The sequence below is a fragment of the Pseudomonas sp. GWSMS-1 genome (assembly GCF_049847425.1).
Lineage (GTDB): Bacteria > Pseudomonadota > Gammaproteobacteria > Pseudomonadales > Pseudomonadaceae > Aquipseudomonas.
Genome location: NZ_JBMHHV010000005.1, coordinates 1,559,938 through 1,571,861 on the forward strand (window position 1 = coordinate 1,559,938; position 11,924 = coordinate 1,571,861).

12 protein-coding genes are annotated in these 11,924 nt (G+C 61.1%); 7 read left to right on the plus strand and 5 right to left on the minus strand.

Annotation, left to right across the window (positions count from 1 at the left end):
- Positions 1-13: 13 nt before the first annotated feature.
- Together tusA and ACEPAJ_RS10745 are read left to right on the plus strand one after the other, a co-directional pair.
- A complete protein-coding gene (tusA, locus tag ACEPAJ_RS10740) occupies positions 14-265 on the plus strand; it encodes a sulfurtransferase TusA (RefSeq protein ID WP_425914817.1) in 252 nt (83 codons plus the stop codon).
- Positions 265-720: a gamma-glutamylcyclotransferase family protein gene (locus ACEPAJ_RS10745; protein WP_425914818.1), complete on the plus strand. Its 456-nt coding sequence runs from the start codon at positions 265-267 to the stop codon at positions 718-720. The genes tusA and ACEPAJ_RS10745 overlap by 1 nt, the downstream gene beginning before the upstream one ends.
- Here ACEPAJ_RS10745 and ACEPAJ_RS10750 read toward each other — a convergent pair.
- Together ACEPAJ_RS10750 and ACEPAJ_RS10755 are read right to left on the minus strand one after the other, a co-directional pair.
- The gene (locus ACEPAJ_RS10750; RefSeq protein ID WP_425914819.1) at positions 678-1,760 is read right to left on the minus strand and encodes a DUF3080 family protein; all 1,083 of its coding nucleotides are present in this window, start codon (positions 1,758-1,760) and stop codon (positions 678-680) included. The two genes, ACEPAJ_RS10745 and ACEPAJ_RS10750, sit on opposite strands and share 43 nt — an antisense overlap.
- Positions 1,760-3,139: an MATE family efflux transporter gene (locus ACEPAJ_RS10755; RefSeq protein ID WP_425914820.1), complete on the minus strand. Its 1,380-nt coding sequence runs from the start codon at positions 3,137-3,139 to the stop codon at positions 1,760-1,762. The genes ACEPAJ_RS10750 and ACEPAJ_RS10755 overlap by 1 nt, the downstream gene beginning before the upstream one ends.
- 154 nt (positions 3,140-3,293) lie before the next feature.
- Between ACEPAJ_RS10755 and pdxB the strand changes: the two genes are divergently transcribed.
- Complete coding sequence (pdxB, locus tag ACEPAJ_RS10760) at positions 3,294-4,442, plus strand: 4-phosphoerythronate dehydrogenase PdxB (RefSeq protein WP_425914821.1); 1,149 nt, start codon at positions 3,294-3,296, stop codon at positions 4,440-4,442.
- A gap of 34 nt (positions 4,443-4,476) precedes the next feature.
- Here pdxB and ACEPAJ_RS10765 read toward each other — a convergent pair whose 3' ends face one another.
- Positions 4,477-4,653: a PA1571 family protein gene (locus tag ACEPAJ_RS10765; protein WP_425914822.1), complete on the minus strand. Its 177-nt coding sequence runs from the start codon at positions 4,651-4,653 to the stop codon at positions 4,477-4,479.
- 139 nt (positions 4,654-4,792) lie between these two features.
- Here ACEPAJ_RS10765 and ACEPAJ_RS10770 point away from each other — a divergent pair, with 139 nt between their 5' ends.
- The 4 genes from ACEPAJ_RS10770 to ACEPAJ_RS10785 all read left to right on the plus strand — a co-directional run bounded on the left by ACEPAJ_RS10770 (position 4,793) and on the right by ACEPAJ_RS10785 (position 9,924).
- A complete protein-coding gene (locus tag ACEPAJ_RS10770; protein WP_425914823.1) occupies positions 4,793-5,908 on the plus strand; it encodes an ATP-NAD kinase family protein in 1,116 nt (371 codons plus the stop codon).
- A 24-nt stretch (positions 5,909-5,932) separates the two neighbouring features.
- Positions 5,933-6,367 (plus strand): thiol-disulfide oxidoreductase DCC family protein, encoded by a 435-nt coding sequence (locus tag ACEPAJ_RS10775; protein WP_425914824.1) that lies wholly within the window; start codon positions 5,933-5,935, stop codon positions 6,365-6,367.
- 147 nt (positions 6,368-6,514) lie between these two features.
- Entirely contained in the window at positions 6,515-8,287 is a 1,773-nt protein-coding gene (locus ACEPAJ_RS10780; protein ID WP_425914825.1) for an ABC transporter transmembrane domain-containing protein, read from the plus strand.
- 83 nt (positions 8,288-8,370) lie between these two features.
- On the plus strand, positions 8,371-9,924 hold the full coding sequence (locus ACEPAJ_RS10785) for a phospholipase D family protein (protein ID WP_425914826.1): 1,554 nt from the start codon (positions 8,371-8,373) through the stop codon (positions 9,922-9,924).
- 57 nt (positions 9,925-9,981) lie between these two features.
- Here the strand turns inward: ACEPAJ_RS10785 and rhtA are convergent, their stop codons facing one another.
- Both rhtA and ACEPAJ_RS10795 read right to left on the minus strand, forming a co-directional pair.
- Positions 9,982-10,854 carry a threonine/homoserine exporter RhtA gene (gene rhtA, locus ACEPAJ_RS10790; RefSeq protein WP_425914827.1) on the minus strand — a complete coding sequence of 291 codons (873 nt, stop codon included), beginning with the start codon at positions 10,852-10,854 and terminating at the stop codon, positions 9,982-9,984.
- A 276-nt stretch (positions 10,855-11,130) separates the two neighbouring features.
- Positions 11,131-11,898 carry an SDR family oxidoreductase gene (locus tag ACEPAJ_RS10795; RefSeq protein WP_425914828.1) on the minus strand — a complete coding sequence of 256 codons (768 nt, stop codon included), beginning with the start codon at positions 11,896-11,898 and terminating at the stop codon, positions 11,131-11,133.
- Between the last annotated feature and the right edge of the window lie 26 nt (positions 11,899-11,924).

The window sequence follows — 11,924 nt, forward strand, 5'->3', positions numbered from 1 at the left end:
CTGGAGCCCATTGATGTCTTTGCAATCCACCGCCATTCCTGATGACACCCTCGACGCCACCGGGCTTAACTGCCCGGAGCCGGTGATGATGCTGCACAACAAAGTGCGCGCTTTGCAGGCCGGCGGCCTGCTCAAGGTGATCGCCACCGACCCCTCGACCCGCCGTGACATTCCCAAGTTCTGCGTGTTCTTGGGCCATGAGCTGGTCGAGCAAGCTGAAGAGGGCGCGACCTATCTGTACCTGATTCGCAAGAAACTCGACTGATGGATTGGTACTTCGCGTACGGCTCGAACATGAACCCGCTGCGCATGCAGGCGCGCGGGCTAACGGTGTTGGAGGCCCTGCCTGGCCGTCTGCCGGGATACGGCCTGTGTTTTAACAAGCGCGCGATGGACCGTGCCCCAGGGCGGGCGTACGCCAATATTCGCCACGCGCGTGCAGGGCAGGTCGAAGGGGTGCTCTATCGCCTGCGCGACGCCGGCGAGATCGCCAAGCTGGATCACTTTGAAGGCACCCCGGTCTATTACAGCCGTGAGTGTTTGCCGGTTGTGACCGCACATGGTGTGCAGCCGGCGTGGGTGTATATCGCCAACCCGGCCTTTCGCGAAGAGGGTTTGCTGCCCAGTAAGGACTATCTGGCGCATCTGCTCGCCGGCCGCGAGCTGTTGTCTGAGGCTTACTGGTCGGCGCTGGCAGCGTTGCCGTTCCATCCCGACTGACCGGGCGCCAGCCCGCAGCTGTTGAGCAAGTTTTGCCAGCTGCGTACATGGCGCGCCGTCGCCAGCTGAAAGTCTGCCCACAATGAATGCTCATCTGCGCTCAGGCGCTGCAGATAGTCGCGCGTGGCGGGCGGGACCTGCGTCACATCGCTGAGTTGGCGCAGGCTCTTACTCCAGGTTTGCCCGCGTTGGTCCACCTGCGCCAGGTAGGGTTGCAGGCTGCCGGCGTAATACTTGATGAAGATGTTCTGCACAATGCGCCCGCGCTCTGTGGCCTTGCCCGTGGGGCAGATGGGCCTTTGCTGATGGCGACTTTCCAGCATCTGGCTGGCTTGATTGAGGCTTTGGGTCAGGCTGGCCAGGCTGGTGATCAGCTGACCACCCTGATCACTGGCGTGCAGGGCAAAAAAAACGGGGTCCAGTTGCGCGGCGCTCGGCGGTAATGCGGCGGGCAGTGTGCGGCCGATGGCTGCCAGTTGCGTCAGGGCATCCAGCGCCGCAGCGTCTTCAGCGGCATCCGTTGGCAGCGCTTGGTTGGAGAAGCGTAGGTAGCGTTCAACCTCCGGGCTGGCGTTTAGGGCGTTCCAGAATACGCCCGCCAGTTGTGCGCGTTTGTCCTGAGCAAGCTGTTCCAGGGTGCCACGCAGTTCCTGTTGCTCTTGATCGCGCAAGTAGTCAATGCAGTTGTCGATAGCCCGCAGCAGGTCGCCTTCATAGGCCAGCCGGCTACTCGGCGTCAGCTGCTTACCCAAGCTGTTGTTGCGCAGGCTGATCTGCTGTTGCAGCGCAGGGCAGTAACGCGCCTCGACCAGCAGTTCGAGCAGGCTGATGCGCAGTTCGGGAATCTCTATAAGGCGCTCGCGGCGACCAGGGAGCCGATAACTCACCGGCTTGGCTGCTTCGATATTGACCGGCGGATCAACATCCAGAGCGTTGCTCAAACGCTTCAGGTAATCGGCCTGCAGCGCCAAACCATCATCGGTTGGCGTGCAGGCGCACAGGCACAGTGCAGTGATCAGAGACAGCAGGCGGGCTTTCATTAGGCCATCTTAGCGGCTCGAATGCGTTTGCGCGCGCTGCCGGCCAGGCGTATGGCGAGCATGCCGCCGGCGCAGGTGAGGCCGACGATTAAACCTTGCCAGAGCCCGCTAGGCCCGCTGGGTTGGCCAAACCAGTCGGTAAGCCCGAGCACATAGCCCACCGGCAAGCCGATACCCCAATAGGCGAACAGCGTCAGGATCATCGTTACCCGGGTGTCCTGATAACCACGTAACGCACCGGCGGCGGTCACCTGAATAGCATCGGAAAACTGGAACAACGCCGAATACACCAGCAGGGTGGTCGCCACCGCGATCACGGTCGTGTCAGGTGTGTAGATCTGCGCAATGTCTTCGCGCAGCAGCAGCATCAGGCTGGCCGACAGGCAGGCATAACCCAGTGCGGCCGCCATGCTCACGCCCGCGGCAAAGCGCGCTTCCCGTGGCTCACCCCGGCCCAGCGCCTGGCCTACGCGCACTGTGGCGGCCATGCCCAGGGAGTAGGGGATCATAAACACCATGGAGCTGAAGTTCAGGGCAATCTGGTGCCCAGCCACCACAGTTGCGCCTAGGCCACCGATCAGCAGGGCGATCACAGCGAAGATGCTCGACTCGGCAAACACCGCAATGCCAATCGGCAGGCCCACTGAGAGCAGGCGCTTGAGTACCTTCCACTGTGGCCATTCGAAGTGGCTGAAAATTTTACTCGGCTGGTAGAACGGCGCCCATTTCACCCACCAGAGCATGCTCAGAAACATAAACGTCATCACCAGGCCCGTAGCCCAGCCGCAGCCGACGCCGCCCATGGCCGGCACACCGAGCTTGCCGTAAATGAAGATGTAATTGAGCGGGATATTCAGCGCCAGGCCGCACAGGCCGATGACCATGCTCGGGCGGGTATGCCCCAGGCCGTCACTGAAACAGCGCAGCACGTGGTACAGCGCCACCGCCGGGAAGCCGCAGGCTACTGCGCGCAGGTAGCCCATCGCGGGCTCGATCAGCGCCGGATCAACATCCATTAGGCGCAGGACAAATTCGGCGTTCCACAGTATCACTGCTGCCGCAACGCCCACGCCCAACGCCAGCCAGAGTGCCTGACGCACCAGGGGGCCGATCTCGGTGTGCGCGCCGGAACCGAAGCGTTGCGCGACCTTCGGTGTGGTGGCCAGCAGAATGCCGGTCATCAAGAGAAACACCGGTATCCAGATCGAGTTGCCCAGCGCCACCGCGGCCAAATCCTGCGGGCTGACCCGTCCCGCCATCACGGTGTCGACGAAGCCCATGGCGGTATTTGCCAATTGGGCAATGATGATCGGCGTTGCCAGCTTCAGCAGGCTGCACAGTTCAGTGCGGGTGCGTTGCAGGCGGGTTTGGGCGAGCATGTCGAATATCCGGAAAATGGGGCAGAAAACCGCGCAGTTTACGCCTTGACGGCTCAGTCAGGAAAGCGTGATTTCACCTGTGCGAGAACCCTGTACAGCCTAGCCAAGTTGCCTCGGCGGGGTAGAATGCCGGACTGATTGACGGAGCCCTGCCATGCGAATAGTTGCCGACGAAAATATCCCCCTGCTGGATGAGTTCTTTGCCGGCTTCGGTGAGATACACCGGCTGCCTGGCCGCAGCATTGATGCCGCCGCTGTTGCCGATGCCGACCTGCTGCTGGTGCGCTCAGTGACGCGGGTTGACCGTGCCTTGCTGCAAGATACGGCGGTTAAATTTGTCGGCACCTGCACCATCGGCACCGACCACCTGGACCTCGACTACTTCCAGCAGGCCGGCATCACGTGGGCCAGTGCGCCCGGCTGTAACGCCCGTGGCGTGGTCGACTATGTGCTGGGCAGCCTGTTGCTGTTGGCCGAGCAACAGGGCGTTGAGCTGGCGACACGAACCTATGGCGTAATCGGTGCCGGCCAGGTGGGCAGCCGCTTGATCAAGGTGCTGCGCGGTCTGGGCTGGACTGTGCTGGTGTGCGATCCGCCACGCCACGCCGCAGAAGGGGGGGATTACGTCAGCCTGCAGCAGGTGCTCGATGAGTGTGATGTGATCAGCCTGCACACACCGCTTGAGCGCACGGGCGAGCATCCAACCCACCACCTGTTTGATAGCGCCCGTTTGGCTGCACTTAAATCCGGCATTTGGCTGATCAATGCCAGCCGTGGCGCCGTGGTGGATAACCAGGCCTTGCGCGAGTTGCTGGTACAGCGCGCTGATCTGCAAGTGGTGCTGGATGTCTGGGAGGGTGAACCGCAGGTTGATGTTGACCTGGCGGCGTTGTGCCAGATTGCCACCCCACATATCGGCGGCTATAGCCTCGACGGCAAGCTGCGCGGCACGGCGCAGATCTATCAGGCGCTGTGTCAGCACTTGGGCGTTGCAGCCAACGTTGAACTGACGCAGCTGATGCCCGCCGCCTGGCTTAAGAATCTGACGATTGATGCCAGCGCCGATCCGGTCTGGGCCTTGGCTAGCATTTGCCGCAGCGTGTATGACCCGCGCCGCGATGATGCGGATTTCCGGCGCAGCTTGCAGGGCGATGCAGGCGCCCGGCGCACGGCTTTTGACCGGTTGCGCAAGCACTACCCGATGCGGCGAGAAATCGACGGGGTGGAGGTGTGTATACAAGGCCAGGCGCCGGCGTTGAGCAGCCTGGTGCAGGCGTTGGGGGCGAAGCTAAATCTGCTTTAGTAAAGGGCAGCGAATGCTGCCCTTGCGGTGTAGGTTACTTAGGTTTGGCCGCTTGCTGCTGGGCTTTTTCCAGTGCGCTGCAGGCCTGCTGGATCATCTCTTCGGTGATCGGAACTTCACGGCCCTGGTCGTCGATGACAGAGCCCCCGACTGGCACTGGCGCGGTTTTTTGCGGTGTCTGTTGCGAGCTGTGCATGGGTTGTCTCCTCATCGATGAGCGCGATTTTATGAGTGTTAGATGACGGCGCTATGACACTTGCGACGGCATAAAGCTGGCGCAAGACACAGGACCAAATAGCCACAGCAGGTACTGTGCCAGAATGCCGGCAGCAATTGAACATGAGGGAGTTATGGGGCTTTTCCATATTGGCTTGATCATCAATCCCCTGGCGGGGCTGGGTGGCCCGGCGGGGTTCAAGGGCAGTGACGGCATGGCGATGCAAGCCTTGGCCTTGGGGGTTGAGGCCAAGTCAGCGCAGCGTACGCAAACCGCCCTTGAGGTGTTGTTGCCGCTGCGCGAGCGCCTGGAATTCGTCACATTCCCCGGGGCCATGGGGGCTGACCTTCTCACTGAGATGGGCTTTGCCCACCGCGTGGTCGGTGAACTGGCAGCCGGGCCGAGCAGCGCTGCCGACACCCACCAGGCCGTGGCGCTGCTGCAGGACGCCGGCGTGGCGCTGATTCTGTTTGCCGGGGGCGATGGCACGGCGCGCGATATCTGCGCGGCCGTGCGTGAAGGCCAGCCAGTGCTTGGCATTCCGGCCGGGGTGAAGATTCAATCCGGCGTTTATGCCATCAGCCCGCGCGCCGCAGGCGAACTGACTGCCCGTTTGGTCGAAGGCGGCCTGGTGCGCTTGAGCAGCGGTGAAGTGCGCGATATTGATGAAAGCGCGTTGCGTGAAGGCCGGGTGACCGCGCGCTGGTATGGCGAACTGACGGTGCCGCAGGAAGGCGGCTATGTGCAGCAGGTCAAGCAGGGCGGAGTGGAATCCGAAGAACTGGTGCTCGGCGACCTGGCGGATTGGCTGCAGGACAGCTGGGAAAGCGATGTGCGCTATGTGTTCGGCCCGGGTTCGACCCTGCACGGTCTGGCGCAGAACCTCGGTTTAACTACCACGCTACTCGGCGTGGATGTGATCGAGAACGGTCGGCTACTGGCCAGCGATGTAACCGAGGCGCAGCTGTTTGAGCTGGTTAATGGCTATCCAGCACGTCTGCTGGTCACGGCCATTGGCGGGCAGGGTCATATCATCGGCCGTGGTAATCAGCAGATCAGCCCACGCGTGTTACGTGCCATCGGCCTTGAGCACCTGCGGGTCGTTGCCACCAAGCGCAAGCTCAGCACGCTGGAGGGTCGGCCGCTGTTGGTAGACAGTGGCGACGTGCAATTGGACGCAGCTTTCCCCGATGTGGTGCGCGTATGGGCAGGCTATAAGGAAGAGCTGCTTTACCCCGTGGGGCTGTAACGGCTGTGATCAGAGGAGTTGCACATGACCGCTCAAGTGCCGCCACCGTCCATCCAGAACGGCGAACGCGTGGTGCTGTTCGATGGCGTGTGCAAGCTGTGCAATGGCTGGGTGAAGTTTTTGATTCGCCATGACCCGCAGCAACAGTTTCGTCTGGCGAGTGTGCAGTCCGCTGAAGGGCAGGCGCTGTTGTGCTGGTTTGCGCTGCCTACCGAGCAGTTTGAGAGCATGGTCTATGTCGAGTCTGGCGCGTTGTACCTGCGCACCGATGCACTGCTGCGCATCGTCGGCCAACTACCCGGATATTGGCGCTTGCTGGCCTGGCTGCGGCTGACTCCACGGGCGATACGCAACGCCTGTTACGACCGTATTGCCCGCAACCGATATCGGTTATTCGGGCGCTATGACACCTGCCTGCTGCCCAGCGCTGAGCATGCTCAACGTTTTCTGCATGACTAAGGGGCGCTGTTGCTTGATGTGGCCCTGACCCGCCCCCACCTTCTGTTATAAGCGACTAATTCGCTGTGCGGCCACGTCCTATGCGGGCTGGCTTAAACGCTATGCGTTTCCTTGTCTAATCGGCGTCAGCGCCCACAGTGAGTGTCTATGCCCTCGATTCTGTCTTCCCGTCAGCGCACGGCCTTACGCATGGCTTGGCGTTTTATCGCGCCCTACCGTGGGCGCGTGCTTGGCGCCTTACTGGCGCTGATGTTCACGGCCGCGATCACCTTGTCCATGGGACAGGGCATCAAACTGCTGGTGGATCAGGGGCTGGCAACCCAGTCGCCGGCCGCTTTGCAGCACTCCATCGGGCTGTTCTTTGTGCTGGTGTTTGCCTTAGCCATTGGCACGTTCACGCGCTTTTACCTGGTGTCGTGGATCGGTGAGCGCTTTGTTGCCGACATCCGCAAGCGCGTATTCAATCACCTGATCGAGCTGCACCCAGGCTTTTATGAGAGCAACCGCAGCTCAGAGATTCAGTCGCGCTTAACCGCCGACACCACGCTGCTGCAATCGGTGATTGGCTCATCATTGTCGATGGCGCTGCGTAACCTGATCATGCTGATTGGCGGCAGTGTCTTGCTGGTGGTGACGAACGCCAAGCTCAGCGGCATCGTGCTGATGGCCTTGCCCCTGGTGGTGGCGCCGATTCTGATTTTTGGTCGCCGGGTGCGTGCGCTCTCGCGGCAGAGTCAGGATCGCGTCGCCGATGTCGGCAGCTATGTAGGCGAAGTGCTCGGGCAAATCAAAACCGTGCAGGCTTACAACCACCAAGCGGAAGACAAGCGACGCTTTGGCCTGTCCGCCGAGGCGGCGTTCGACACCGCTCGTAAACGCATTGCCCAGCGCGCCTGGCTGATTACCGTGGTCATCGTGCTGGTATTGGGTGCGGTGGGAGTGATGCTCTGGGTAGGCGGCATGGATGTGATTGCTGGGCGGATTTCCGGCGGTGAACTGGCCGCCTTCGTGTTTTACAGCCTGATTGTCGGCTCGGCCTTCGGCACTCTCAGTGAAGTGATCGGCGAGCTGCAAAGGGCCGCCGGTGCTGCCGAACGGATTGCTGAGTTGCTCCAGGCACGCAATGAAATCACCCCGCCTGCCGTCGACTGCGTGCAGCTGGCCCAGCCGGTGCAGGGCCGTATTGAGCTGCAAGGGCTGCGCTTTGCTTATCCCTCTCGCCCCGGCAGCTTCGCCATTGACGGTATCGACCTGGACGTCGCACCGGGAGAAACCCTGGCCCTGGTTGGTCCGTCTGGGGCGGGAAAGTCCACGCTGTTTGATTTGTTGTTGCGGTTTTTCGACCCACAAGAGGGGCGGATTCTGATTGATGGTCAGCCGATCAAGCAGCTGGATCCCGCCGACCTGCGCCGTAGCTTTGCCCTGGTGTCACAAAACCCAGCGCTGTTCTTCGGCAGCGTCGAGGACAATATCCGCTACGGCCGCACAGACGCGACGCTGGCTGAAGTGCAAGCCGCCGCCAAAGCCGCGCATGCCCACGGCTTTATCATGAAACTTCCGGACGGCTACCAAACCCACCTGGGTGATGCCGGATTGGGGCTTTCTGGTGGCCAGCGTCAGCGTTTGGCGATTGCCCGTGCGCTGCTGGTGGACGCGCCGATTCTGCTGCTGGATGAAGCCACCAGCGCACTGGATGCAGAAAGTGAATACCTGATCCAGCAAGCGCTGCCGCTGCTGATGCAGGGGCGCACCACGCTGGTGATCGCCCACCGTCTGGCCACGGTAAAAAGCGCCGACCGCATCGCGGTGATTGAGCACGGCAAGCTGGCGGCCATTGGCAGCCATAACGAGCTGGTAACCAGCAGCCCGCTGTATGCGCGCCTGGCGGAGCTGCAGTTCAACCATGAAGCTGAGGCTTAATACGCGCTCACTAGGCGGCACGATTTCATCCTGCCGCCTAGTTCGGTAGGCTGCAGAACTGGATTTACGCTGAGGACGCTACGATGGCCAGGATGACAAAACGCTGCAGCGCAGCGGCCACGCTAGGCATATCGCTCTTGCTGGGCGGCTGCAGCTTGCCAACCTTGGAAGGCCGGCCGGCATCCTTTGCCCTAGCGCCCGAGCAGGCGGCGCAGACGACCTTGGGCCGCGGCATCACACCGGTGTTGGAGCAGCGCGGTGATTTGAGTGGGTTTTATGCCTTGGCCGACCCGCAGGATGCGTTCGCAGCCCGTGCACTGCTCAGCCACACCGCCGAGAAAACGCTGGATGTGCAGTACTACATCTGGCGCGATGACATCACCGGAACCTTGTTACTCGAAGAACTGCACGCTGCCGCGCTGCGGGGTGTGCGTGTTCGCCTGCTGCTCGATGACAACGGTACATCGGGGCTCGACTCATGGCTGGCGGCGCTGGACAGTCATCCGCTGATTGAAGTGCGTCTGTTCAATCCCTTTTCGCTGCGAAGCCCTAAGTCTTTGGGGTTTCTCACGCACTTTTCCCGCGCCAACCGGCGTATGCACAACAAATCGCTGACTGCCGACAACAGCGCCACCATTGTCGGTGGGCGCAATATCGGCGATGAATATTTCGGCGCCAGCGATGGTGTGGTGTTCGCTGACCTTGATGTGCTGGCCATCGGCCCGGTGGTGCAGGCCACCTCGAATGATTTTGACCGCTACTGGGCGAGCGCCAGTGCTTACCCCGTCTCCGGTTTTTTGCCTGCGGCTCCGCCTGAGCGTCTGCAGCAGTTGCAAGCACGCTCCAGCCAGGTCGAGCAGGAACCCGCCGCCGCACAGTACCTGCAGGCCTTGCGCCAATTGCCGTTTATCCAGCAACTGGTGGACGGTCAATTACCGATGGAGTGGGCGTCCGCGACCATCGTCAGCGATGACCCGGCCAAGGGCCTGGGGCAGGCTGTTGATCAAGGCTTACTGAGCAAACAGTTGGCGGTGATCCTTGGTCAACCCCAGCAGCATGTTGAGCTGGTATCGCCGTATTTCGTGCCCACAGCCGCTGGCGTTAAAGCCTTTACCGAGCTGACGGAGCAGGGCGTGAGCGTGCGTATTTTGACCAATGCGCTGGAGGCCACGGATGTCGCGGCCGTGCATTCGGGTTACGCCAAGCGCCGCAAGGCATTGCTCGAAGCCGGTGTTGAACTGTTCGAAATGCGCCGCGATTCGCCAACAGCAAAACCTCGGGGAAAAGCTGGCCCTTTTGGCAGCTCCGGTTCCAGCCTACACGCCAAGACCTTTGCCGTGGACGGCGAGCAGATGTTTGTCGGTTCGTTCAACTTTGACCCGCGCTCGGTAAGCCTTAATACCGAGCTGGGCTTCGTGATTCAGAGCCCCAAGTTCGCTCAGCAGATCCAGGCTGTATTTGACGAGGGGCTGCTGCAAAGTGCCTATCAGGTGCAGTTGTCGGAGGATGGTCAGGTGTATTGGCTAGAGCAGCGGGGCGAGCAGGTTGAGCGCCTGGATAAAGAGCCTGGGACCGGCTTTTGGCAACGCGCCGGGGTCAAACTGCTGAGTTGGCTACCGATCGAGTGGCTGCTTTAGCAGTCGCTTCTGCACGTTCACCACGTTATGCGGTAGCCAAACCGGCGCCCGACTGGTCTAAAGCGCCTTGGCTTGCGGCTTGATGGTCGCCGCGGCGCCGGCTGAGGCCAGAATAATGGCGCTGATCGCCAGCCATTGGGTGAGCGTCAGGCGCTCGCTGAGAAACAACAGCCCAGAGAGCGCGGCGATAGCCGGTTCCATACTCATCAAGATGCTGAAGGTGCGGGCTGGCAAGCGGGTCAGGGCGACCATCTCCAGGCTGTAAGGCAGGGCTGAAGACAACACCGCCACGCCGAGGGCCACCGGCAGAAGGTCGACATAAAACATACTGCTGCCGGCCTGCCACAGGCCAATCGGGAACACCAGCAGCGCCGCGACGATGGTGCCCAGAGCCACGGTCTGTTTGCCGTGCTCGGCCCCGGCCTTTTGACCGAAGACGATATACAGCGCCCAGCACAGCCCCGCTGCCAGAGCCAGGGCCATGCCCACGGGGTCGAGTGCCACCTGGTTTAGGCCGCTGGGCAGGAGCAGCCAGAGGCCGAAAACAGCCAGGGCGACCCAAACAAAGTCCAGCAAACGGCGTGACGACAGCAGCGCCAACCCCAGTGGCCCAGTAAATTCCAGGGCGACGGCGATACCCAGCGGAATGGTTTTCAGCGAGAGATAGAACAGCAGGTTCATGCCGCCCAGCGACAGCCCGTAGGCCAGCAGCGAACGGCAGGACTTCAAGGTCAGCTGCGCCTGCCAGGGGCGCATCAGTACGCAGAGAATCAGTGCGCCCAGCCCCAGTCGGAGGGCGGTGGTGCCGGTTGCGCCGATTTCCGGGAACAGGCCTTTAGCCAGGGATGCGCCGCTCTGGATCGATGTCATGGCGACCAATAGCAACAGGATTGGCAGGATCACCAGAGAAAATTGAGTTGAACGCGGCATGCGGGACCTTATGTCTACAGCATCAATTTAGGCTTAAACCTGTGGGCGCGAGGATCATTAGGTCGCGCGACAAAGCGGATCACGTAAACGCAGCGCGCCTTTCGACGTGAACAGCACACACCATAGGCGCGACATGCATCATTGTCAGAACGGCACGCATAAAAAATCCGCTGCCAACACAGGCAGCGGATTCTGATTTGTTACGCCAAAAGGTCAAGCGATAGCGCTTATCTAAAAGGCACTAGCCCCTCTGGTGAGGTGTTGGCCGCTGAATCCTCAGGAGAGGAAACCGCCATCGACATTTAGCGCTACGCCGGTGGTGTAGCTGGACGCATCGCTCGCCAGGTACAACACCGCGCCGGCCATTTCGCTTGGCTCGGCCACACGCTTGAGCGGAATACGCTGCAGAGCGAGGTTGAGAATGGCGTCGTTTTTCACCAGTGCCGAGGCGAACTTGGTGTCGGTCAGGCCCGGCAGCAGGGCGTTGCAGCGGATACCAAACTGCGCACATTCCTTGGCGAAAACCTTGGTCATGCTGATCACCGCGGCCTTGGTCACCGAGTAGATGCCCTGGAACTCCCCCGGCGAAACGCCATTGATCGAGGCGACGTTAATGATGCTGCCGCCACCGTTGGCTTTCATCAGCTTGCCGCCCTCGATGGACATAAAGTAGTAGCCGCGAATATTCACATCGACGGTCTTCTGGAATGCACCCAGGTCGGTGTCCAGCACGTTACAAAACTGCGGGTTGGTGGCGGCGTTGTTAACCAGAATGTCGAGTCGGCCGAACTGCTCCTTGATGTGCGCGAAGACATTGGTGATTTGCTCCATTTCACCAATGTGGCAGGCCACGGCCGTAGCCTTGCCGCCATCGGCGATGATCGCGTCGGCCACTTTCTGGCAATCGTCGATTTTGCGGCTGGAGACAATCACATGGGCGCCTTGTTGCGCCAGCAGCTTGGCGATGGCTTCGCCGATACCACGGCTGGCACCGGAGACAAATGCGATCTTGCCGTCGAGGTCGAACAGATTCGTTTTGGACATGCGTTTTTCCCTTCTTATTAAGAGGC

What these genes read in the sequence shown, in the direction of transcription:
- ACEPAJ_RS10765 (WP_425914822.1), bottom strand. Translation starts at nt 4,653, where the DNA reads ATGAGGAGACAACCCATGCACAGCTCGCAACAGACACCGCAAAAAACC.
- ACEPAJ_RS10745 (WP_425914818.1), top strand. Translation starts at nt 265, where the DNA reads ATGGATTGGTACTTCGCGTACGGCTCGAACATGAACCCGCTGCGCATG.
- ACEPAJ_RS10750 (WP_425914819.1), bottom strand. Translation starts at nt 1,760, where the DNA reads ATGAAAGCCCGCCTGCTGTCTCTGATCACTGCACTGTGCCTGTGCGCC.
- pdxB (WP_425914821.1), top strand. Translation starts at nt 3,294, where the DNA reads ATGCGAATAGTTGCCGACGAAAATATCCCCCTGCTGGATGAGTTCTTT.
- rhtA (WP_425914827.1), bottom strand. Translation starts at nt 10,854, where the DNA reads ATGCCGCGTTCAACTCAATTTTCTCTGGTGATCCTGCCAATCCTGTTG.
- tusA (WP_425914817.1), top strand. Translation starts at nt 14, where the DNA reads ATGTCTTTGCAATCCACCGCCATTCCTGATGACACCCTCGACGCCACC.
- ACEPAJ_RS10755 (WP_425914820.1), bottom strand. Translation starts at nt 3,139, where the DNA reads ATGCTCGCCCAAACCCGCCTGCAACGCACCCGCACTGAACTGTGCAGC.
- ACEPAJ_RS10795 (WP_425914828.1), bottom strand. Translation starts at nt 11,898, where the DNA reads ATGTCCAAAACGAATCTGTTCGACCTCGACGGCAAGATCGCATTTGTC.
- ACEPAJ_RS10775 (WP_425914824.1), top strand. Translation starts at nt 5,933, where the DNA reads ATGACCGCTCAAGTGCCGCCACCGTCCATCCAGAACGGCGAACGCGTG.
- ACEPAJ_RS10785 (WP_425914826.1), top strand. Translation starts at nt 8,371, where the DNA reads ATGGCCAGGATGACAAAACGCTGCAGCGCAGCGGCCACGCTAGGCATA.
- ACEPAJ_RS10770 (WP_425914823.1), top strand. Translation starts at nt 4,793, where the DNA reads ATGGGGCTTTTCCATATTGGCTTGATCATCAATCCCCTGGCGGGGCTG.
- ACEPAJ_RS10780 (WP_425914825.1), top strand. Translation starts at nt 6,515, where the DNA reads ATGCCCTCGATTCTGTCTTCCCGTCAGCGCACGGCCTTACGCATGGCT.